This window comes from Lewinella sp. LCG006, assembly GCF_040784935.1.
In the GTDB taxonomy this organism is placed as follows: Bacteria; Bacteroidota; Bacteroidia; order Chitinophagales; family Saprospiraceae; genus Lewinella.
Genome location: NZ_CP160680.1, coordinates 4470397 through 4493263 on the forward strand (window position 1 = coordinate 4470397; position 22867 = coordinate 4493263).

Annotated in this window: 17 protein-coding genes; 11 read left to right on the forward strand and 6 right to left on the reverse strand. The window is 46.5% G+C overall.

The features are described 5' to 3' along the window. Positions 1-4: 4 nt before the first annotated feature. A complete protein-coding gene (gene speD / locus AB0L18_RS16170; protein ID WP_367388342.1) occupies positions 5-391 on the reverse strand; it encodes an adenosylmethionine decarboxylase in 387 nt (128 codons plus the stop codon). 33 nt (positions 392-424) lie between these two features. Next, positions 425-1981 (reverse strand): polyamine aminopropyltransferase, encoded by a 1557-nt coding sequence (locus AB0L18_RS16175; protein ID WP_367388343.1) that lies wholly within the window; start codon positions 1979-1981, stop codon positions 425-427. Between the two features lie 124 nt (positions 1982-2105). On the opposite strand from AB0L18_RS16175, the gene AB0L18_RS16180 reads away from it, so the two are divergent. The 3 genes from AB0L18_RS16180 to rsmA all read left to right on the forward strand — a co-directional run bounded on the left by AB0L18_RS16180 (position 2106) and on the right by rsmA (position 5355). Further along, positions 2106-2639, forward strand: coding sequence for a hypothetical protein (locus AB0L18_RS16180; RefSeq protein WP_367388344.1), 534 nt, complete (start codon positions 2106-2108; stop codon positions 2637-2639). After that, a complete protein-coding gene (locus AB0L18_RS16185) occupies positions 2629-3816 on the forward strand; it encodes a glutathionylspermidine synthase family protein (protein WP_367388345.1) in 1188 nt (395 codons plus the stop codon). Before AB0L18_RS16180 ends, AB0L18_RS16185 begins: the two co-directional genes overlap by 11 nt. A 705-nt stretch (positions 3817-4521) precedes the next feature. Next, on the forward strand, positions 4522-5355 hold the full coding sequence (gene rsmA, locus AB0L18_RS16190) for a 16S rRNA (adenine(1518)-N(6)/adenine(1519)-N(6))-dimethyltransferase RsmA (RefSeq protein WP_367388346.1): 834 nt from the start codon (positions 4522-4524) through the stop codon (positions 5353-5355). Positions 5356-5397: 42 nt separating this feature from the next. Here the strand turns inward: rsmA and AB0L18_RS16195 are convergent, their stop codons facing one another. The 3 genes from AB0L18_RS16195 to AB0L18_RS16205 form a co-directional block, all read right to left on the reverse strand. Then, complete coding sequence (locus tag AB0L18_RS16195) at positions 5398-6126, reverse strand: nitroreductase family protein (RefSeq protein WP_367388347.1); 729 nt, start codon at positions 6124-6126, stop codon at positions 5398-5400. A gap of 89 nt (positions 6127-6215) precedes the next feature. Beyond that, positions 6216-7169 carry a carbon-nitrogen hydrolase family protein gene (locus tag AB0L18_RS16200; protein ID WP_367388348.1) on the reverse strand — a complete coding sequence of 318 codons (954 nt, stop codon included), beginning with the start codon at positions 7167-7169 and terminating at the stop codon, positions 6216-6218. Positions 7170-7186: 17 nt separating this feature from the next. Next, on the reverse strand, positions 7187-9169 hold the full coding sequence (locus AB0L18_RS16205) for an OmpA family protein (protein WP_367388349.1): 1983 nt from the start codon (positions 9167-9169) through the stop codon (positions 7187-7189). Positions 9170-9499: 330 nt separating this feature from the next. Here AB0L18_RS16205 and AB0L18_RS16210 point away from each other — a divergent pair, with 330 nt between their 5' ends. From AB0L18_RS16210 to AB0L18_RS16230, 5 genes are all read left to right on the forward strand, one after another. Further along, positions 9500-10111, forward strand: a complete 612-nt coding sequence (locus tag AB0L18_RS16210; RefSeq protein WP_367388350.1) for a hypothetical protein — start codon at positions 9500-9502, stop codon at positions 10109-10111. A 332-nt stretch (positions 10112-10443) separates the two neighbouring features. Next, a complete protein-coding gene (locus AB0L18_RS16215) occupies positions 10444-11436 on the forward strand; it encodes a hypothetical protein (RefSeq protein WP_367388351.1) in 993 nt (330 codons plus the stop codon). Positions 11437-11857: 421 nt separating this feature from the next. Continuing rightward, the gene (locus AB0L18_RS16220; RefSeq protein WP_367388352.1) at positions 11858-12490 is read left to right on the forward strand and encodes a hypothetical protein; all 633 of its coding nucleotides are present in this window, start codon (positions 11858-11860) and stop codon (positions 12488-12490) included. A 130-nt stretch (positions 12491-12620) separates the two neighbouring features. Beyond that, positions 12621-13349: a phosphatase PAP2 family protein gene (locus AB0L18_RS16225; RefSeq protein ID WP_367388353.1), complete on the forward strand. Its 729-nt coding sequence runs from the start codon at positions 12621-12623 to the stop codon at positions 13347-13349. Positions 13350-13528: 179 nt separating this feature from the next. Continuing rightward, positions 13529-14923, forward strand: a complete 1395-nt coding sequence (locus tag AB0L18_RS16230) for an APC family permease (RefSeq protein ID WP_367388354.1) — start codon at positions 13529-13531, stop codon at positions 14921-14923. A 26-nt stretch (positions 14924-14949) separates the two neighbouring features. Here AB0L18_RS16230 and pbpC read toward each other — a convergent pair whose 3' ends face one another. Further along, positions 14950-17304 (reverse strand): penicillin-binding protein 1C, encoded by a 2355-nt coding sequence (gene pbpC, locus AB0L18_RS16235; protein ID WP_367388355.1) that lies wholly within the window; start codon positions 17302-17304, stop codon positions 14950-14952. Between the two features lie 272 nt (positions 17305-17576). On the opposite strand from pbpC, the gene AB0L18_RS16240 reads away from it, so the two are divergent. The 3 genes from AB0L18_RS16240 (at position 17577) to AB0L18_RS16250 (ending at position 22831) form a co-directional block, all read left to right on the forward strand. Next, the gene (locus AB0L18_RS16240) at positions 17577-18077 is read left to right on the forward strand and encodes an RNA recognition motif domain-containing protein (protein ID WP_367393159.1); all 501 of its coding nucleotides are present in this window, start codon (positions 17577-17579) and stop codon (positions 18075-18077) included. A gap of 241 nt (positions 18078-18318) precedes the next feature. Then, positions 18319-21456, forward strand: a complete 3138-nt coding sequence (locus AB0L18_RS16245) for an alpha-amylase family glycosyl hydrolase (protein WP_367388356.1) — start codon at positions 18319-18321, stop codon at positions 21454-21456. A gap of 406 nt (positions 21457-21862) precedes the next feature. Then, positions 21863-22831, forward strand: a complete 969-nt coding sequence (locus tag AB0L18_RS16250) for a PorP/SprF family type IX secretion system membrane protein (protein WP_367388357.1) — start codon at positions 21863-21865, stop codon at positions 22829-22831. Positions 22832-22867 lie beyond the last annotated feature (36 nt).

The following is a 22867-nucleotide window of genomic DNA, read 5'->3' on the forward strand; positions in this document are numbered from 1 at the left end:
ACGTCTAAAGATGGGGAGCTGTTGCTTGCTGGTCTAAGTTAAGTCCTCGGGCGAGTTCTCGCTGCCAGTGTTTTTTTGCCTGAAATGCTTCACATAAGTATGTAATACCCGCTTCCAATTTGAGCTCTCCGCAGGTGAAGATGTCAACGGCGGCATACTCGTACTCTGGCCAGGTATGGATGGTGAGATGGCTTTCTTGAATAATCACAACTCCGGAGACACCGTAAGGAGAAAAGGCATGAAACTGCGCATTTACGACAGTCGCTTCCATCCGTTGAGCTGCTTCGAGGAGGAATTCTTCGGCCTGCGCTGGTACTTTCAGCAATGCAGGCGGACAATCATAAAGCTCTAAAATAATGTGGCGCCCGAGTGCGCTGGGGGCATTTTTCATAAAAAAGAAAGGTCATTCAGAATGATTCACAATTTACTGTATTTTTTCTTTGCGCCAAGTTTTCCATTCGCCAAGGTAGTAGTCCAGTAGCACAGGCTGATCGAGGGTGTTGGCTTTGACTTGGTCAACCGCACTTATGTCTGGCGCAAATTCAAAATGGTGTTCCAGTCGATCCGGTTCTAAATAACGGGTAGACACACCAAGGGGTAGGGTAGGAGTACCCAGCGGGCGATCAGCACCCAAAACAAAGCCCCATTCCCCGAAGGAGGGTACATAGATGTGGTACGGCAAGATAGCCGCAAAACCCGTAGCGCGCATAGTTTCCACAATGCACCAATACGCTTTCCGGGTATGAAAAGGGCTGCCTGCTTGCGTAGCAAAAATGCCTCCTGGCGCCAGGCTGTTTTTTGCCATCCGAAAAAAGTAGGTGCTGTACAAGCGTGCAACTGCCTCGTTGGAGGGGTCAGGCAAATCCGCCAGGATAAGATCAAAAAGCGTTGAATCAAAACGCAAAAAAAGCGAGGCATCCTGCGCGATCATTTTTACTTTGGGGTGAGTCAAGGCACCCTCGTTGACCTGCTTTAGACGCGGATGGTGGATGCCTAAATCAAAAACACGCTGGTCCAAATCTACCACCACCACCTCTTCTACGGTAGGCAGTTTCAGCACTTCTCGGGCAAGTAGCCCTTCTCCACCACCCAGGATGAGCACCCGCTTGGCTTGGCGTAAGAAGCCGGCGGGGAGGAGCGCCAGGCCCTCGTGGTAGCGGTATTCGTCGCGCGAAGAAAACTGGATGATTCGGTTAAGATAAAGCCGCGTCTCGTCCTGGTTTTTGGTCAGCACGATCTGTTGGTAAGGGGTTTGCTCAGCGTGGATGATGGTATGAGAATAAGCCTGACTTTCCCACTGTTGCAGCAACTGCCGACTGTACAGCAGCAGTACGGTAAATGCAATAATGATCAGTGCTGAGATGATCCAGATACCTTTTTGCCCCTTGTTGCTGGCCGCTGAGCGGAAGTAGCTGTAAATGAAGAACCCCAGCGCAATATTCAATAATCCAAAGCATACCGAAGTACGAAACAGCCCAAAAAACGGCAGCAAGAGAAAAGGAAACAACAAGGTTGCCGCCAAGGCACCAATATAATCCAGCGATAACACATTCGCCAGGTTGGCCTTTAGCGGGTAATACTTCTTCATGATGCGGGCCAATAATGGAATCTCAAATCCCGTAAGTGTACCGATAATCGCCGTCAACCCCAGCATCAAGCCTTGGTATTGCCCTGCGGTGAGGTAATGAAAAGAGCCATATAAAATCGGTACACTGGCCCCACCTACTAACCCCAACCCAAGTTCTATCCAGATAAAACTCACCAAGAGTTGTTGATCAATAAATTTAGAAAGGTAAGAACCCAGCCCCATGGCCGCCATGTACACACCTATGGTGAGCGAAAATTGCTTGACACTATCCCCCAGAAAATACGAACTCGTCGTTGAGATCAACAACTCGTAGATAATAGAACATAGCCCCGCCAAAAAAACAGCAATAATCAATGCCGATTTCTCGGAGAGTTGGAAAGATTCTTTTTTCACAGCCATCAGTTTTGCTAGTCTGCTGCAAAAGTAGGCTTTATTTGAACTTTCCCTATTCTTACTATATTTGGGGAAATAAAAGGAAAGCGCTTTCTTTCCCATCTTTTCACTTCAACCCTTTTTTATGTTTACTAAACACTTGGTTCGCAATTTGTTTTTTTCGTTTTCCGTCGCTGCCTTCGGCATGGCTGTCCTGAGTAGCTGTGGTAGCAACGTAGAATACGAAGAAGTAGAAGTTCCTACCCAGGGCCTTATTACCACTGTACAGGAGGTAAAGCCCGATGAATTCAAAATTGAAGATGAAGTACCGGTTGCGGATACTTCTCAGAGTTTAATCATTGCCAAATACCTCGACGGAGGCATTGACACCTTCACCCTCATGGAGGCACGCCTCATGCAGCAGCAAAGCACTTCCAGCCGCGGTAGTGGCATTATGCGCGCTGCCAGCTATGGCTTCTTTGGCTATATGATTGGCCGTAGTTTGAGTAGTGGTTTCCGCCCTTCGGCTACCGCTTATACCGATCCCAATACCTACAACCGGGTCAATAACTCTACCGGCAACACCATCAGGTCTACCTCTCAGCGGGTGAGTCGCCCTAGCAGTGGTAGTCGCTCAGGCTATGGTACCAGCCGTTCAAGCCGTTCTTATGGTGGATAATCGCTTATTTCCTGCCCCCGTCCCTTCTTCGCGCTTCATGCGCAGAGAAGGGATGGAGTGGTTGTCCATGGGCGAAAATGAAGACTATTTTGCCGATGAAATCATTGGCATCAGTGAGTCTGAGCAGCGAGCTTGGGCCCAGGCCGGACAACACTGCTTCGAAGCCTTGAAAAACACGGCTCAACGAATTGCACGCGACCAAAACTGGCGGGATCTGGGTATTCCCCACATCGCTCAGCGTTTGGTGAAGTATTCCGTAGAAAATGAATTGGACGACTTCCTGGTCGGGCGCTTTGATTTCGCGGGAGGCTTTGGCGACTACCCCATCAAAATGCTGGAATTCAATGCCGATACCTGCTCGCTGATGCCGGAAACGGCTCATGTACAACGTCACCTCTGGGTAGAAATGCGCAAGAAAAAAGGTAGTGGCCCCTTCGATCCCTTGCTCGTTGGGCTTACCCGTCGGTTTCAGCGTCTTTTGCAGCAGTATCCCGACAAAGAACCCACCTTGCTGCTCTCTACCTTGGGCTATGAAGAAGACTGGCTCAATGTCGAAGTATTGGCCGAGGCAGCCAAGGCGGCAGGTTTTCAGCAAGTGCATAAAGTCGCCCTGGAGGCCGTCATTTTCGATCCCGAAAACGGCATCTTCATCGAGGTCGGCCCCGATCGGTTTATCCAGTTCGATTTTTGGTACAAAATGATCCCCTGGGAGTTTTTTGCCTACGAAGAACCCGAACTCATGGACATCCTCACGGATTTGGTCATGGAAGATAAAGTCAAAATTATTAATCCGGCCTGGACCATGATCATGCAGTCGAAAGGCGTATTGCCCCACGTTTTCAAGGATCATCCCCAAGAGCCGGCACTGCTGAAGGCATCGTTCTCTTACACTGATTTTCCTGATGGTCGTTACGCTCGCAAGCCCCTCTTCGGCCGTACCGGAGAGAATGTGGCCCTGTTCGACGGTAATGCTCGCCCCATGGCTGAAAACGATGGTGATTATAGCAATATGCCCCCGGTTTTTCAAGACCTGGCCAGTTTTGCTGTCGATGAAGAGGGCTATCGCTACCAAGCTTCCGTCTTCTACTGCGATCACCCCTGCGCCATCGGTATCCGCCGCCAGGATGCGCTCATCATTGACGATGATGCTGAGTTCGTAGGCCATACCGTACTGTAATCAAAGAGGATACTTGCCGATCTTTTTGGGGGGATAGCCGCGCTGCGCTGGCTAGCACCTGTTTCGCTCTTAGTGCTTGCTGGCGCAGCACACTACCGCTGCACTCCCGACTTTCTAGTCGGCATACTTGCGCCATCCTGGTACCAAGCTCCGGCCTTCGGCCTACACCCCAAATACTTACGGGCCACGGCCCGCCCATGTCCTCCGCTCGGGCGGAGGTGGCCCACAGGGCCGGAGGTGGGTAACCAATCTGGCGGAAGTGGTGTAGCCGTTCGATAAAAAAAATCACTAAAAGGTGGCTGACCTAATAATAAGCTAGGACTACCTTTGAAAAAAGTCTACCGATTTTTTCTTGTAAAACCTAATGGAAAGGTTACTCCCAACGGTAGAATTGCTTTCAAGAGGAGGAAATATGAATACTACCGGTTGATTCACTAGTAACCCACAATCCATGTTGTTCTAGTGGTCTGTCAACATTTAAAGTTCCGGTTGAGCGAACGCGGATTTTGGTGCTGATCGAGGCGGAGGTTCCCGCGCATAGCAGCGCTACGTAAGGGGTTCTCCAACGAAGAGCAGTGCCGAAAGACGCATCGGGCAACCGGAAAGTTTAAGTTTGACAGACCACTAGCTACTAGTGCCATTAATTATATCCCTCCTTACCACGCCATCGGCTAGCCAGTATACCTGAAATCAGCCCTTGTTCAAATGAACAATAAAAGCTTACCTTTGCCCATTCATTTCAATTCCTTTCCTGTGCGCGCAAAGAAATCCTACGGCCAGCATTTTCTTACCAATGAGCAGTACGCCCAGCAAATTGCGGATGCGCTACAGCTCACCGACCAATACAACCAGGTCCTGGAGATTGGCCCTGGCCAAGGTATGCTGACCAAGTATTTGCTCAAAAAAGACTTTGACCTCAAAGTGGTTGAAGCCGATCCCGATATGGTGGCTTATCTACATAGCCACTATCCACAGCTCGCTGTCAGCAACATTATTTCTGCCAACTTCCTCCGGTTAAAATTAGAGGAGATTTTTACGGGGCCTTTCGCGATTATTGGCAACTACCCTTATAACATCTCTTCCCAAATCCTGATTAAAACCATCGAATACCGCGATCAAGTACCCGAAATGGCGGGTATGTTTCAGAAGGAAGTAGCCGATCGCGTAGTCGCGGGACCAGGGAGCAAAACCTACGGTATTATCGGCGTATTGGTTCAGGCTTTTTTTCATGCCGAGTACCTGTTTTCGGTCGGTAGAGGCAATTTCAACCCTCCACCCAAAGTGAAATCAGCCGTTATTCGGTTGGTACGTAGGGAAGATCCCCTGGTTCGCGAGGAGCTATGGTCAGCCTTTAGGCAAACAGTAAAGTTGTCTTTTGGGCAACGCCGGAAAATGCTGCGCAATTCGCTCAAAAGCATCCTTTCTTCAGAAGAAATCCAACACGAACGCTACCAGCTTCGCCCTGAACAAATTAGCGTAGAAGCGTTCGTAGAAATCGCCGAAAAAGTGCTGGAACAAAGGAATTCTACCGAAGATTAGGGAAGGTCAAAGGTCAACCAACAACCAACAACCAACAACCATCTACACCTCCTTCACCACCTCTTCCAAAGGAAACCGAAAGCGGTCACTGTATACGCCGCCTTCTTCTTCCGGACCAGTAGCAATCACCATATTGATTTCTGCTTTGCGGGGCAGTTTGAGTAAACGTTTAAGCCGTTTTTCGTCAAAACCTTCCATGGGGCAGGTAGCGTACCCTTCGGCCTGCATGCTGAGCATAAAGGTTTGCGCAGCTAGTGCTGCACTCTTATGGGTAATGATCCGGGAATTGGCACTGCTACTCCAACGCACCATTGGTCCTTGCCAACTTTTAAATTGCACGATGAGGGTCCGCAACAGCGTCATAAAACCAAAGGGGTCATTCATGTACAGCAGCGGAATGTTGCGTTTGTAGTATTCTATTGCGCGTTGGTCTCTTTTGGTCAGTGGGTCAGAGAAGCTCGTGCGCATGTGCGCCAATACCCGCTGGCTGTTGGCTTTCCATTTGTCTCCTCTGCATACGACCGCTATAAGTTCATGCGCGGTGCGGGCAGCACTCTGGTTCATACACAAGCGGGCAACTTCCGCTTTAGTTGCTGCTGATCTAATACGATAAAACTCCCAGGTCTGCAAATTACTGCTATTGGGTGCAAGTACAGCACGAGCCAAACTACGGGCTACTGCATCAGCATCAAAAGGGGCATCTTCCTGGTATTTCCTTACGGCCCTCCGGGTATTTACAATTTTATCAAAGATATCGGCAGCCTGGTTCATGGTCAACATTTATTTTTTCAGCCTTAAAGGTAATCACCCATTTGTAAAGCGTTCCCAAAAAGGATCAAAAGGTAATCTGTCCACTTGATCTATTCCTCAAAAGATAGGGTACTTTGTCGCTGCCGGTTAACGTGAAGTTGCGTAACGTCTGGACGGGAGTAGTGCCCCGCCGGATCAAAATTCTGCCGTTCTTCTCGCACGCTACGATGATCAATGCTAACAACTCGTAGACACTCTTCTTTGGTAATGGGTTCCAAGAGCCAGCTTCCGTCAGGATGAGCAATGCAGGAGCCACCGTCGGCCATCCATTCGGGAGCTTTGTCATGTACCAAATCATAATGAGGGATCAGGGAAGGAATATCACTCTTGCGCATTAATCCACTCACCGAAATAACATAAGAACGCCCCTCTCTAGCCAAGAAACGGGTCAGGATATCGGTATTGCGCACGTTGCCGGGCCAGATGGCTACATGTAGGTCTTCCCCCAAACCGTAGAGTGCCGCCCTGGGTAGCGGCATCCAATTCTCCCAGCAGTTGAGTCCTCCCAGCGTGAATTTTCCTAGAGGGAAGGTTCGCAAACCGTGGCCATCCCCTGGCGACCAACTCAATCGTTCTTCGTAAGTAGGTTGCAACTTGCGGTGTACATTGGCAACCTCTCCTTGAGGGGTAATATACACCAATGAGCAATACACACTGTGCCCACCTCGATCAGCCGGGCGCTCCACGATGCCGAATAGCAAAGCCATCTGGTAAGCGCGGGCTGCTTGGCAAAAAGCAGCGAGATCTCCTCGCTCAATTTGTATGGCTTCTTCCAGGTAATGGGCGTGCATTTCTTTTTGCAGAGCGGAGTTGAAGCGGGCACCATCCGTGAAGTCCAACCAAAAAGGATAGCCAGGAAGCAAGGTCTCCCCAAAGGTCAATAACTGGCAGCCTTGTTCTCCTGCTTGCTGAATATAAGACAGCATTTTATCAATGGTCGCTTGTCGCTGCAGCCATACCGGTGCTATTTGGGCAAACCCCACTTTTAGTTGGTCGTCAGACATCTTACTTAAATAAAATATTATTGATCAGAAAGTAGCGTAATCTTAATATCAACCCTTCGGTTAAAGGCGCGCGTACGATCATTGACGATAGTTCCTTTGCCTTCAATATGGATATCGTCTACTTCGATGCCTCTGCTTAGTAAGAACACTGCTACCTTTTTAGCACGTTGTTCCGAAAGGGCTAAATTGTAGGACTGCGTACCAATATCATCGGAATAGCCTACGATCTCAACGGTCTTTACCTCTTTGGCCTTCAGGTTTTCCACCAAAGCCTCTAAACTTTCTACTTCGCCCTGACTCAGTTCATCGCTATCGAAGCCAAAAAGGATATGATGTTCAAGGGTAATGTTTTTAGGGATACTTCTAGGCGTAGCGTCTTGCAGTTGCGATGCTGCTTCTATTTCCGCAAGAAAGCTAAACTTGGGTTGTAACAATAAATTGAGATTGAAAAATGAACGATTCTCCCATTGAGGAATGAAGAACTGATTATGGTACGGACGGTATTCGTCTGCCGTAATTTGAAGATCTAAGGTTTCTTCGGCACCAGCACAGAGGAAAAAGCGGCCTTCCGCATCGGTCGTCAAGGGGCTTTTTCTGCCATTGATATTTACTGTGGCTTGTATGGGCGTATGGAGAACGGAGTCTTTGACGATGCCTTCAAGAAAGGTGATGGGTTCGCCGTACAATTGCTCCGAAAGTTCAAAACGGTAAATATCCATCCCGCCCATTCCTCCAGGACGATTACTGGCAAAGAAGCCCGTCTTGCCACTTGCGGATAAATAGAAACCCAGTTCCCGATGAGGGCCATTGACGGGCGGCCCAAGGTTGATAGGGACGCTCCATCGTTTTTGCCTTTCGTCCCACCAGCTCATGAAAATATCTTGCTCTCCCATACCAAGGTGGCCCGTACTGGAAAAATAGAGGGTTTTTCCATCGTTGGAGATAAATGGCGCTTCCTCGTCACCGGGCGTGTTGAGTGGTAGCCCCAAATTTACCGGCAAACTCCAGTTGCCATTAGGGAGCTTTTCGGTCATATATATATCAGTACCTCCCACTCCACCAGGGCGATTGCTGGCAAAGAAGAGTTGGCTCCCGTCACAACTCACAGCTGCTTGCGATTCCCAGTAGACAGAATTTATAGGTGCTCCCAAAGGTGTGATCTCCTGGATTTCTGCACCATCAATCAGCGCTTCCCAAATATCACAAGGTCCAGCTACGCTATCCCGTTTACAGGCTGTGAAAAAGAGTTGTCGACCATTGCGCACCAGCGTACTCATCCCTTCGGGTTGCTCGGTGTTGAAGTCTTTGATACGCTCTCCATTGCGCCAGGTGCCGTTTCGCATTTGACTGTAGTAAAGATCTTCGTCTCCATTGGCACGCTGCCGCGTATAGTAGAGTTGCTGCTGATCATTGGAAAGAAAAGGGAAGTAGTCATCGAAACTACTATTGATGTCCTTGCCGAGATTTTGAATTTCGGTGATATTGATGAATTTCACCGAGTCAATGCTCATTTGGCATGCCCGGATGTTGTTGTTTAGTCGATCACTGATAACCAGTTCATCCGCCAGCTCTTCAACGCCATGCAGCCCAAATTTTTCAATGGGTTGCTCTTGTAAAACCTGGAAAGTTTTAAAATAGCGCAAGGCAATCTCTGGCTCCCCCATTTTGTAGTAGGTATCCCCCAACTCGAAATAGATCATCCTTGAGAACAAGCTATCGGATTTAAGAACCTGAATATACTCGTTTGCAGCTTCGGGGTATTGGCCAAGCAGTACATGACACTGACCAATCATTCTGTGAGCCACCGTCAGCGTTTCCTGTTCGCGCAATGCTTTCCTGAAATGGCGAATGGCGGTAGCGTAATCTTTGCCAAGTAAAGCTGATTGTCCATCCTGGAAATGGGCTGCGGCCATACTGCCAGAAGAAGGGGTGTATACCTGGCTAAAGAGTAGAAGAGGACAAGAAAAAAGAGGGAATAGAAGAAAAATGAAATAGTTCATGGGGTTTTTTGGATTGCGAAAGGTAAAAATAAGGATTCTAGGCTTTCGGCGCACGAATGAATTAGGGAACGGTAATTCCCAATTATATTTTTTTTATTAATCTGGGAGAGGAATTTCTTTTGGATCAACACCCTTTCCTAAGGCGTAAGTTTGCTTTAGTTAATCTATATTGATTTTTGATTCGAAATTATGATCAAGTTAGGTTAAAAAAGTATCGTTTTTTATCAAGATACTGGTAGAAATGCAACTCTTCTGTCAGTAGCTTTGTTTACAGTATTAACTTAGTGTTGAAAATACACGATCTTTGTTTTAGACCAAATGAACATGAACATGAACAATCCTAATATTTTAAAACGTAAGCTACTTGCCTTGTTGGTTGTGGTAGTTAGTTTGCCGCTTATGGTAGCGGCGAACAACTTACCAGGGTTTTTGATTATCAACGCAGGGCTTGGAAAGCAGTTTGGACTGAAAATTGAGGGCCTTGACCAGTCACAGGCCGATTTTTCAGTGAAATCCGTCAAAGGCGAGGTGCTATTACAGCAGAAAATTTCAGGTAGAGATTATCAGGGTATTTATAGCCTGGAGCTATTACAGGAGGGAGACTATGTCTTTATTCTGAAAACAAATTCTACTGAAATTCGTCAACCTGTTCGACTAACCAAGCACGCCATTCAATACCAGCTGACCCAGCGGCGAGTCATTTATCAGCCAGAGGTGATTCTTAAGGGGCGACAACTGGACGTTAATCTCAACAACCCTACAGCGGAAGCATTTAGCATCAAGTTGCTAAATAAAAATGGTGATATACTCTACCAGGAAACGCTTGCGGGTTTGTCCGAGATAGAAAAGCGTATCAATCTTTTACAAGTACCGGTAGGGGAGTACTTTTTGAAAATGACAAGCTCTGATGAGCAGTGGACAGAAGTTATTTATGTCCGTTAGGGTAAGGCGCGCAAAAGATATTTTATTTCGACTTTAAGCTTTTTGGGACGCAATAGGATGACTATTGCGTCTTTTTTTTGGGTAGCAATACAAAAAAATCCAGGGCTCTTTACAACGTAAAGAGCCCTGAGACAAAAAGTGCATTAGTAAACTTTCAACGCAAAAATAGTTATTAATCGGAAAATCCGTTAAACAAATTGATTTTTTTGACGATTTAATACCGATATTTTCTTTAGATAGGAGCGACTTTGTTTAACGATGATTCGTAGCAAAGTCGCTTTTTTTGTCAACCTATTAACTTGATTTGCTGTTGTTAAAGGAAATATTTCACGATGAACAAATCAATTTGGTTGCTCAGCACAATAGCTATTGTTTATCTTTTTGTCGCTTGCGAGACACCACCTTCGGAAAGCACAGCTAGCTTAAAAACAGCTACTACAAGCTTATCCGCACCGACTTCTTCTCTGGTTTCTCCTTTTACCAACTCTACCAACACCCTTGATAAATATTGGTACCAAGGCAAGGGAGAATTAAACGTTTATTCATTGGAGCAAAATCGCTACCAGGATATTCATCCAGGAGAAGCCTTGCTCGTTTTTGTTACCGAAGATTTCTTAACGGATAGACAAGTGAAGAATGATCGTTACGAAAGTGCTAATTCTACACCGATCCTGAAAATGAACGGAATTACCCGGTTTACGACTGGCTTGTATGATTATTCCATCATGACTTCGGTCTTTACTCCTGTCAAAACACGTGACTTTCCTCGAACTTTGAAAGTAACCCATTCCGCCCAGGATTGGTGTGGCCAAGTTTTTAGCCAGATCAATTTAAAGGGGGAAGAATATCAATACCAACAGTTTTCTTATTTTGAATCGGAAGGTGACGACCAAAAAAATGCTTCGGCAAATCTATTAGAAGAGGAGTTGATGAACAGGATAAGAATGGATTACCAACGCCTACCAGTAGGAGAGGACTTGAAGTTTATCCCTGGACTTACTTTTCTTCGATTGAAACACAAGCCATATCAGACATATACTGCTACTGCTAGCTTAAAAGACTATGAGGGAGCTGACTTCACTGGAGAAAAACTCAAAGCTTATGTTCTTGAATATCCAGAATTTCAGCGTACCTTAACCATCGTATTTTCTTCTGTTGCGCCATTTTACATCGAAGGTTGGCTAGATAGCTATCCTAGTGTTTTTGATGGTAAAATGCGAACCACTAAAGCATTACGAAGCAACACTGTTTTACTTGATTATTGGTCGAAAAACGCTAATACTACGGCCAACGCTGAACTTAGAGAACAGTTGAATTGGCGATAAAATAATCAGATTTGCCATTGAATTTTCCCAAAAGGGGAGGATAATCGTGATTTGGAGGTGAGTGGATGAAAAATTAATTTATGGTTTTTAAATGTGTAATTATTTGATTTTTAGTGTTTTGTGGTTTTTAGCTATCCTGCTTTCTTGTACGGGAGGTCTTATTTAGTTTACACATAATTTAAAAAGATTACTAATTAAATTTAAATTCTCTTACTTTTGTCGGGATAAGCAATTTATATTGGAATTAATTCGTATATAGATTACTTGTTGATTTTTTTGAACAGAGTTTAGTGATTTGATTAATGTATTTAAAGAAAAATGCATCCCTAGCAAGTCCCCTGAAAGTTGTTGAGGATTAAGTCCGAAACACAAAGCATTAAACTACTGTTCAGTTAGGGATGTAGCAAACTAACACACATAAATGGCTAATTTGAAACTTGGCAGTAGCGATGTTAAACAGCTGCTCGCTAACTACGAATCTCGTCAGCGACAGCTGCAATTCGAACTGGATCACACGAAAAATATGATCCGAAATTTGAAATCTGCCCTACCAACGATTGAACAAACCGAAGCGGAACAAGCTGCTATCTTAGCAGAATATGAGGTAGAAACACCGGTAGCCTCTACTGAAGCAACCCAACCTGAGGCAAAACGTCGTGGCCGCCCGGCAAAGGATAAAACGACAACGGCAAAGCCTAAAGCAGCCAAGCCTAAAGCAGCCAAGGAAAAAGTAAAAAAAGAACGTAAAGAGAGAGCATCAGGTTATCGACTTTCAGAGTACGATGAGCTTGTTTTCAAGGCACTACGCGATACGGATCACGCTTTGATTAATTCTCAAATTGTTGCCTTTATCGAACAAGATAAAGCCGCTAAAGGGGAAAATCCTGGAGCCGATGAGATTCAAACCATGGTCGTAAGAAGTTTGCAAAAACTTGCTAATCGCCGGGATGATATCAAAAAAGTACCTTACGAAGGTAGAGGGATGGCTTATGCGCTTCCTGAATGGCTGAATGGTCAGGGTGTCATCAAAAAGAAGCACGCTCACAAAGAATAAATTTTATTTTTTTGTGTAGTGGAATAGACTTTTCTAGGGAAACCCTTGTTCCTCTAGAAAAGTCTATTCATTTTAACCAAATCCTTCTAGAGGATCTGTTAAATCATAAAAGCTCTAGAAAACCATAATTATGCGATTATCTGCCGTTGTTGTTTCCGTTTTCCTGGTCTTTTCTTCCTCCGTTGCTGCTCAACAAACCTTTCCCTATCAGTTAAGTAACAAAGTAGATTTTCCTGTTTTAGGAGCCGGCATCTTGACCACAGGAATTTCTATCTATCTGGATCGTCGGGTCGAACCTTTGTTGGAAGAGCAGATAGGAATATTAGAAATTGATAAAATTTTTGGATTTGATCGCTATTCTACCCGTTACTATTCAAATTCGGCCCACCAGTTTAGTAATGTTACCGCCCTCAGTTCTATAGCTTTTCCTTTTGCTTTGCTGTTGGATAAAGACAACCGTGCGCACAGTGGTGAATTACTGCTGATAACCTTGGAAGGGGCGCTGATCAATGCCGGGCTGATTAATTTTACGAAAACACTCGTTCGACGACCTCGGCCTTTTGTCTACAACGGTACTGCTCCCCTGGAGTTGAAACTAAAACAGGAAGCTCGCTATTCTTTTTTCTCTGGGCACACGGCAGTTTCCTCCTATTTTACTTTTGCGGGGGCTCAAATGTATAATGATATTTACCCAGATAGCCGACATAAGACAACCGTTTGGGCTACAGCTGCCATTTTGCCAATTTTAACGGGTTATGGCAGAATGCGGGCTGGTAAGCATTTTCCCTCTGATGTGCTCGTCGGCTATGGCGTTGGGGCGATACTTGGGGTATTGGTTCCTCGCCTTCATCGCTTATAAAATCAAGCTGTTATACTTTCGTTAATCTATTTTCTCAATCTTTGTACCTGTCCAATAAGCTGTAGATTTACGCAGTTATATAAAAGCGTCGATACCCACGTGAAGTAACCGGTAATTTTATCACTTCATAATGGGTTTAATATCAAGGCGGTAAAAACTGTTCCGCTGAATTAATTATTATGCCGCTTAACCAAACAAAAATAGGCTGGGCTACTGCTGCGGCAATCGTCATTGCAAATATGGTTGGCACTGGAGTGTTTACCACGCTTGGGTTCCAATTGGCTAGTTTGCAGGATATGGGAGCTATCCTTTTGCTGTGGGTAATCGGTGGTGTTGTTGCACTTGCTGGTGCCTTTACTTACGCAGAAATTGCTACCCGCTTACCCAAGTCTGGGGGCGAATACCATTTTCTTTCTCGGATCTATCATCCTTTTCTAGGGTACTTGTCGGGTTGGGTAAGTATCACCGTAGGCTTTGCTGCCGCAATCGCTTTGGCAGCCATGGCCATTGGTAGTTATGTGGCTAAATTTTTAGGCTGGTCGGGCTCGTCTGTAGCCATGTTATCTATCTTATTTGTGGCACTTGTTCATTCCTTTGATATCAAGCAAAGTAGTAGGTTTCAAAATATCCTTACGGGAATGAAGGTACTGCTAGTACTCGTCCTTATCGCTAGTGGTTTCTTATTGCCAGCAGCGGCCGGAAGCCCTTTTGATCATGCGCAAGGACTAAGCTTTTCCTGGTCGTCAATCACTGAACCCATTTACGCAGTTTCGCTGGTTTATGTTATTTACGCTTTTTCAGGATGGAATGCGGCGGCATATTTGACCGATGAGATCAGACAACCCAAAAAGAATTTACCCAAAGCATTATTAGGAGGGACCCTTTTGGTGAGCCTATTGTTTATCCTTTTGCAGGTCGCTTTCTTACGCCAAGCTCCTCCCGATTTATTAGCCGGAAAGGTAGAAGTAGGGCAGGTAGTTGCGGAACTTATGTACGGCCAGACCGGGGGGCGTATCGTAAGCTTTATGATCGCTGGCTTATTGATCGCAGGGATAAGTGCGATGATTTGGGTCGGCTCCAGGGTGACTCGTGCGATGGCTGGTGATTATCAAATGTGGCAGTATTTTGCCAGAGATAATCAAACGGGTGTACCCGTACGGGCCATCTGGTTACAAGCAGGAATATCCGTCTTTCTTGTCACGACCAGTTCTTTCGAACAAGTACTGCTTTACAGTGGCTTTGTGCTACAGTTATTCACCATCCTAACGGTGGTTGGCTTGTTTGTTTTGCGTCGACGAAAAATAGGCGAGGAAAACTGTTGGCGAGGGCCGCTCTATCCTTGGGTACAATTCATTTTCTTGTTTTTTAATGTCATTGTATTGCTGTTTTTGTTAATAGATAAGCCCTTTGAGAGTTTATTGGGCATGCTCAATTTAGCTGCTGGAGCACTTTCCTTTGCCTGGGAAAAATGGCGATATAAACCTGCTGAGGTAGAAGCCCGCACAAAAAAAGAGGCAAAATCAAAACCTGTAGATCGCTTTGTGAAGACATCAGCGAAGAAAGTCAACACCTAGCTGCTGTTTCCAGCAGAACAACTCTATTACTCTTCTATAATTATTTGCCTGCTTAATCGCTGCCCATCTTGGTCAATGAGGGTCAATTGATGGACGCCTGCGGAGGGTTGCAGCTCCAAGGTGTGTAGCTGATGGGTCGTTGCCAGATAATTACCATCAAGGTGCCAGTGGATGGTAGCATCAGACTGGCGATGTGCAACTGAAAAAATCACGGCCTCAATTTCACCCTTCCAATTTCTTGGAATTTTTATTCTGGTGGCATGAGTAGGGTAAATCCACTGCATGCGAGGAGTGCTTTCAGACGAAGGACGGCAATCATCTCTCCAAGAAGGGAGTGGACTATAGGAGGGGTGTTGCTGCCGATAATAATAAGCTTGCAACGACGGAAGCACAAACCAGGCCTGGGCCTGAGGCATTTCATTTGATCCCAGGCATTGCTGGTTTACCCTTAGACCCGTTTGGTCAAGATAGATGAGTTCGTGTAGATGACAGATTTCACCACCACCTTTTCTTACGGGAAGTAAAAGACTGTCGGCCGGACAGTAAGACCTGGCGAGCATACCGCTTTGCTGACAAATCAAAGCTGGTGCCAGGTCGTTAAGAGGAGCTTCAAACCAGCCTTTGGTTGCGGCTGGGAGCAGCTGGCGAACTGCAAAGAGAATTGGAGCGGCAGCTTGTACGCCCACTAGGCCCGGGCGTCCTTCGCCATCGGCGTTACCTGTCCATACGCCGATGGTATATTGGGGGTCTACCCCCACCGCCCAGGCGTCTCTAAACCCGAAGCTCGTACCTGTTTTCCAGGCCATCCGGTGACTGGAGTTGAAGGCTTCCCAGTCGCCTTCGCTATCGGGGCGTTCTAGGGTTTCCAAGGCTTGAATAGTGGCCCAGGCGGCTCCTGCTCCCACTAATCCAGGGGCATTTTTTAGGCGAGGTGTCGGTGGAGGCAAGGAGGAATAAAGGTATTCAGGCAAGTGCCAATCTTTGGGGTCGTACTGGCCTTGAAATTTTTTTTGATGAAGGAGCATCCTACCCAGGCTACTGTACCAGGCTGTTGCTTGCCAAAGACTTACTTCGCATCCTCCCAGAATAAGGGATAGACCATAGTGGTCAGGCCCTTGGTTGATGAAATCAAATTGCCATTCCCGGAGTGCATTGTGGAAAGGGGCAACCCCGTATTTTTTCAATAAATAGACGAAGGGAATATTTAGGGAGCGCGCAAGTGCCAGTTGGGCTGGTACAGCTCCAGCATAGGACTCGTGAAAATTTTCTGGTCGGAAACCACCAAAAACAGAAGGGATGTCGGGTAACAATTCTGCTGGCAAAATCACCCCCTGTTGTACAGAAAGGCTATAGAGCAGAGGTTTAAGTAAACTGCCAGGGCTTCTGGGAGCTTGGATTAAATCAACTTGAGGACTGTGCTCTTTAGCCAGCTCAGGAAGGTTGCCCAAGTAGGCCAGTACCTTACCACTTTCCGTATCCAGGATGAGGACACCTAGGTTGTGGATGCCATTACCAGCAAGCCGTAACTGTTGCTGGCGGGCAAGACGGATAAGTCTTTGTTGGAGTTGGCCATCAATACTGACGATCCAGCGCCCCGGACCATTAGTGGCTACGATATGTTGCAGAAGATGAGGCGCTAGAGAGGGGAGGGGGAGAGGAGCGCCAGGCAGCGGTTCGCTGATCGCCAACTCATAAGTTTGTTGATCGAGCTCGCCTAAAGTCAGCAAATGTGCTAATAAGCGATTTCTTTTCTCTTCCAGTGCTGCGCGGTTACGGCCGGGGTGAATGAGTGCTGGACTGTTGGGGAGTACAGCCAGGGTTGCGGCTTCGGCCCAGCTCAGTAGTGCCGAAGCTTTGCCATAATAACGCCAGCTGGCAGCCTCTAAACCCACTACGTTTCCTCCAAATGGAGCGTTGTCTGCCCACAGTTGGAGAATCTTCGCTTTAGGATAAGCGACCTCCAAACGAATAGCCAATAGGATTTCCAGTATTTTTTGTCCCAATGTCCTAGAGGGATTACCCCTGGACAGCCGAATGACTTGCATATTGATGGTACTCGCTCCGCTGACAATCCGACCTGCTCGAATATTTTGGCGGAAGGCTCGTGCCAAAGCCCGAAAATCTACGCCAGGATGATTCCAAAAGCGACGATCCTCAAAGACCCGTACACAAACCTGGAATTTCTCAGGAAGTCGATCTGTCGAAGGGAACCGCCATTGCCCATCTTGTGCTATCCGAGCACTAAGCAAGTTGCCTTTGGCATCTTCGATAACTGTTGCTAGTGGCATTTTAAACAAAGTGCGGGGCAATGCAAATACCCACCAGAGCAGAAACAACAGCAACAATACAAGGCCTACTCTTTTAAATAATGTCCTCCTCATGGAAAATCAATAATTAGAATTGAAAGTACTAAAAACGGTATAATTATCTGGGTATTAGAAAAAAAGTGGCGCGGTATTTAAATAAAGCGTACCTTTACGGAGATTTGAAAATCGAGAACCCTGTAAGTGGGTTTGTTGGAATTTTATCTGCCCATCTTTTATTGAGCCTATTTCTTTCCTCAGTCAACTTCTTGGTTTTTCGCTTTTCTGGATTGATCCAGATGAACTGGTTATTCAGTCCATTGCTTTTTACTTTTTTTAATATTTTGTTGATGAATATTTTTGTTGCTAAATTAAATTACGCGACGACCGATGACGGGTTGCGTGAAGCTTTCGAAGCTTTCGGCGAGGTTACTTCTGCCAAAGTTATTATGGACCGTGAGACCGGACGTTCTCGTGGATTCGGCTTTGTCGAAATGGCAAATGACGACGAAGGACGTGCAGCTATTGAGGATCTTGATGGATCTGAAATTGATGGCCGTGAAATCGCGGTTAAAGAATCTGAACCACGCGAGAAGCGCGGTGGCGGTGGCGGTGGCTACGGTCGCGGCGGCGGCGGTGGTGGTTACAACCGCGGTGGCGGTGGTGGCGGCTACAACCGTGGTGGCGGTGGCGGCGGTTACGGCGGTGGCCGTAGCGGCGGCGGCGGTTACGGTGGTGGCGGTGGCTACGGTCGCAGCAGCTACGATCGTGATCGTGGTGGATCTGATCGCCGTGATAGCGGATCTCGTCGCGATAGCCGCGATGACAGCAGCTATGACGATCGTTACTAGTCCTTTAACTAGGATGCTAGAATAATATAACGCACGGATGCTTCGGCATTCGTGCGTTTTTTTTGTCTCCTCTTTACTTTTGCAGGCACTTCTTCGCTATTTTCGAAGCCTAGGCTTTATCTTGCAAACTCTTTATTAGTACTATCCTATTATTACGACCTTTTATTTGCTGACAATTGTTGATGATATACATTGACAAACGGCAAACCTTTTTATTTATTCGAAAAGAGTAATAATTCAAATGATGAAAAAACTCAACTATTTATCCTGGGCATTCACCGCTAAAATTATCCGTGGTGTCTTGCCTCTGTTTTTGCTGCTGCTGCTAAGTGTAGGAGTAGATGCACAACTCATAACTGCGGAACCTGCTTTCCCTACTGCTAATGACGCCGTTACCATCACTTTTGATGCAACGGAGGGCACGGCCGGACTAGCAAATTGCGGTTGTAATGTTTACATTCACACCGGAGTGATTACCTCTCAGAGTACGGGCCCTTCTGATTGGAAATATGTCCAGACAACCTGGGGGCAAGCAAATCCCGACTGGCAATTGACTCCCGTGCCAGGACAAGCCAATAAGTACACTTTTAGTATTACACCATCCATCAAACAATACTATGGTGTACCCGACGGCGAAGTGATTGAGCAAATAGCGATGGTTTTTCGTAATGGTGATGGTAGCCTAGAAGGTAAAGCCACTGGTGGTGCTGACATATACTATGAGGTATTTGAAGAAAATATACCCTTGTCTATTAGCCTTAATGCACCATTAGAAGATGATCTTTCGGTCGCTTTAGGTGAGTTCATCACCGTGAGTGGGGTCGCTTCGGTAGAGGCAACGCTTTCTATTTTTGAAGACGGAGAGCTGGTCGTTCAAGAAACAGATGCCACGGAGCTTACCTACCAACTGAGAGCATTGGAAGAGGGAGTTCACGAGGTGACTTTTAGTGCCGATGATGGCAACAGCTCACTATCGCAAAGTTTTACTTATACCGCTACTTATCGCGTGGATATTACTGCACCAACCAATCCAGTAATAATTACGTCTCCCGGAGCAGTTATTCCCGTGAATGCGACGGCTTACATTGAATCGGATTTGAGAATACTGGTCAACGGCAGTGAGGTACAATCGGCTACCAATTCAGCATCCATCGGCACAACCATCAATGTTTCGGGAAGCGGTACGCAGGAAGTAGTGGTCGAAGGAACTTACAATGGATTGCAAGCTGCTTCGAGCTTTGTTTTTGTGATTCCTGGAGACCTGGAGCAGGAAGATCCTCCCCTGGATCTTCCTCATGGGATCAATTACCTGGGAGATGGTAGCTACTTGTTGCAATTGTACGCTCCGAACAAGGATGTAGTTTTTGTGATTGGTGATTTCAATGATTGGCAAGCGTCGGTAGCCTACCAAATGAAGCAAAGCCTGGATGGAAATTTATGGTGGCTGCAAATAGATAATCTGACGGAAGGCGAGGATTATGCTTTCCAGTATCTCGTTGATGGGAGTATCAGAATTGCTGATCCTTACAGTCCTATTGTTTTAGATCCCTGGAATGACCCCTTTATTCCTTCTACGACATTTCCCGATTTACCAACTTATCCTACGGGGAAAACCCAAGGAATTACGAGTGTGTTACAGCCCGGGGCTCCTGACTATGAATGGGTGGTGGATGACTTCACTGCACCAGCCAAAGAGGACTTGGTGGTTTACGAACTGCTTTTGCGTGATTTTCTGGCCAGCCATGACTACAGCACTTTGCTGGATACCCTTGATTACCTCACGAACTTGGGAATAAATGCGATCGAACTGATGCCCATCAATGAATTTGAAGGAAATATCAGTTGGGGCTATAACCCAAGCTTTCACATGGCACTTGATAAATATTACGGAACGGCCAATCAGCTCAAAGCTTTTATCGATGAATGCCACAGTCGGGGAGTTGCAGTGATCCTGGACGTGGTGTATAATCACGCTTTTAGCCAAAGCCCTCTGGCTCAATTGTACTGGGATCCGGTGGCCTTTAAGCCAACGCCAGAAAACCCCTGGCTCAACCCTGATGCTCGTCACCCCTTTAACGTAGGGTATGACTTTAATCACGAAAGTGAGGCAACTACCTATTTTGTTGATCGCGTGATGCAGTATTGGATCGAAGAATTCAGAGTAGATGGTTTCCGTTATGATTTGTCTAAAGGCTTTACGCAAACGTTCAATAATGATGTCGGAGCTTGGGGCAATTACGATGCTTCCCGCATTGCAATTATCAAGCATTACGCCGATGTAGTGTGGGGTGTTGATGACGATTTTTATGTAATCCTTGAGCATTTTGCGGCTAACAACGAAGAGATTGAGCTTACAACCTACGGCAATGGCATGATGTCCTGGAGTGGTGGTGGGCTTCATAACCAATACCTCGAAGCCGCGATGGGCTATCCATCCAATTTGAGTGGTGCATTTTATACCTCCCGTGGCTGGTCTGTTCCTGCATTGGTCACCTATATGGAGAGCCACGATGAAGAGCGGATGATGTACAAAAATGGCCAATTTGGCAACTCCAGTGGCAGCTATGATGTGCGTAATACGCTGACTGGATTGCGTCGTTGTGAATTGGCGAGTGCATTTTTCTACACTGTTCCAGGCCCAAAGATGCTCTGGCAATTCGGCGAACTCGGTTATGGTTTCAGTATCAACTACTGTCCTAATGGTACCATTAATGATGGTTGTCGGGTAGATCCAAAGCCGATTCGATGGGATTATTTTGAAAGCCCCAATCGTCAGCGTCTTTACAATGTAACGAAGGCACTGATTGAATTGAAAAAGGATTATCCGGTATTTCGCACGACTGATTTTGCGAGTAGCCTTACAGGCACCGCCAAGAAGATTCACTTGAACAGCGCGGAGATGGATGTGGCTGTTTTGGGTAATTTTGCAGTAGAACCTCAGGGTATTCCTCAGCCTTTTCAGCAAACGGGCTGGTGGTACGAATACTTCACGGGAGACAGCCTTCTGGTGGAAGACCTGAACCAGTCGCTACCTTTTGTGGCGGGTGAATACCGCTTGTACACCAGTGTGCGATTAGACGAGCCTCCCGGTGGGTTTATCACTAGCAGCCGGGAAACGCTAACGAGCAGCTACCAACTAAGGGTGTTTCCTAACCCTGCTTCCGATCAGGTGGTCATTGATTTTGAATTGCCAACCGCTTCGACCGTACAATTGCAAATCCTTAATCTTAATGGTCAAGTGTTGAGTACCTTAGGGGAAGAGCGGGTGCCTGCCGGGCCATACCGGATAGGTGCAAGTGTGAAGCTCCCTGCTGGGGTCTACCTGGTACAGCTAAGCGCCAATGGATTGTTGCAGACGCAGCGTCTGGTGGTGCAATAAGAACAATTCTAACAGTTGGAAGGCACTACTTTGTGTAAAGTTGGGAGGTACTTCAAAAGTGCCTTCCAACTTTCCGTTTAAGGTGTAGCGCAGCGCGCGGAGCCCAGATCAGGCAGGGATAGGAGCGGTGCCGAAAGGTAAGAGCCCCGAGCTTGCGATGGGGGCCTGCCTCAAAACAATCCTACGTTTTGCACATCGTAATGGGGAGAGAACCATCTCATGACTGTATTGTTATCTATAAAGCTTTGAGTCCGTTGGAGATTTAGGGGGTTAATTTGATTTTATTGACCAATCCCTGACGTTTAACAGCTTTGTTTTAGTTAACTTCCTTGACGAGACCGTCAAATTATTCTATTTTACTGCTGCGGTGCAAAATCACTACTGTTTTGCTTAAAAAATGAACCCGATGAAGTACATTCTCTCTATCTTTTTCTTTGTTACCACCTTGCTTGGGCTACAGGCGCAGCAGCCGGCTCAATACAGTACTTACATGTTGGATCCGATGCGAATTAACCCTGCGTATGCGGGTTTGGATTATGCCTTGAGTCTGACGGGGACTTATCGTCAGCAATGGGCTGGGCTGGAAGGAGCACCAACGGGGCAGCGCCTAAGTGCACACCTGCCATTGTACTTTTTGCGGGGTGGTTTTGGCTTGCAGGTAGAGAATGATGAGATTGGTGCGCACCGCTTGAGTAGCGCACAAGTGGCTTACAATTACCAAATGGAATTGGGTAGTGGCGTGCTTTCATTGGGGGTTGGTGGCGGCTGGCAACAGCTGACCTTGCGTGGTGGTGAGCTGATAACACCTGATGGCAACTACGGAGAGCCAGGAAATACTTCGCACAATGATGATTTGCTGAGTTTGGCGACCCAATCAGGATCAACGATACAATTATCTACAGGTATTTATTTTCAGAGTGAGCGTTTGGAAATAGGCTTATCGGCCGAAAACATTAATGCGGGGAGCGTACAGCTAGATCAACTCAACTATGGCTTAGTACGCACTTATAACGCTTTTGCGATGAGCCGCTTTGAGGTAGGAAGGAGTTTGGAATTGCGTCCGTCGCTTTGGTTCAGAACGGATGCGATTGAAAGCCAGTTGGATATTTCTCTATCTGCGGTCTACAACAGCAATATTTTTGGAGGCGTATCGTTAAGAGGATACAGCAGCAGCACGCAAGATGCCGTTGTAGTAATGGGAGGCTTTCAATTGTCTCCTTCTTTGCAACTGGTTTACGCGTATGATGTTGGGCTTTCCCCTTTACAAACGGTGCATAGTGGATCCCACGAGGTGGTCATTAAGTACCGCATAAATAAAACTTTTGGCGAAGGGAAACCACCACGGATTATTTATCATCCGCGGGCCAAAGGTTAAGAAATGCTGGCTAAGTATTTCTTGTTACTGCCGTAA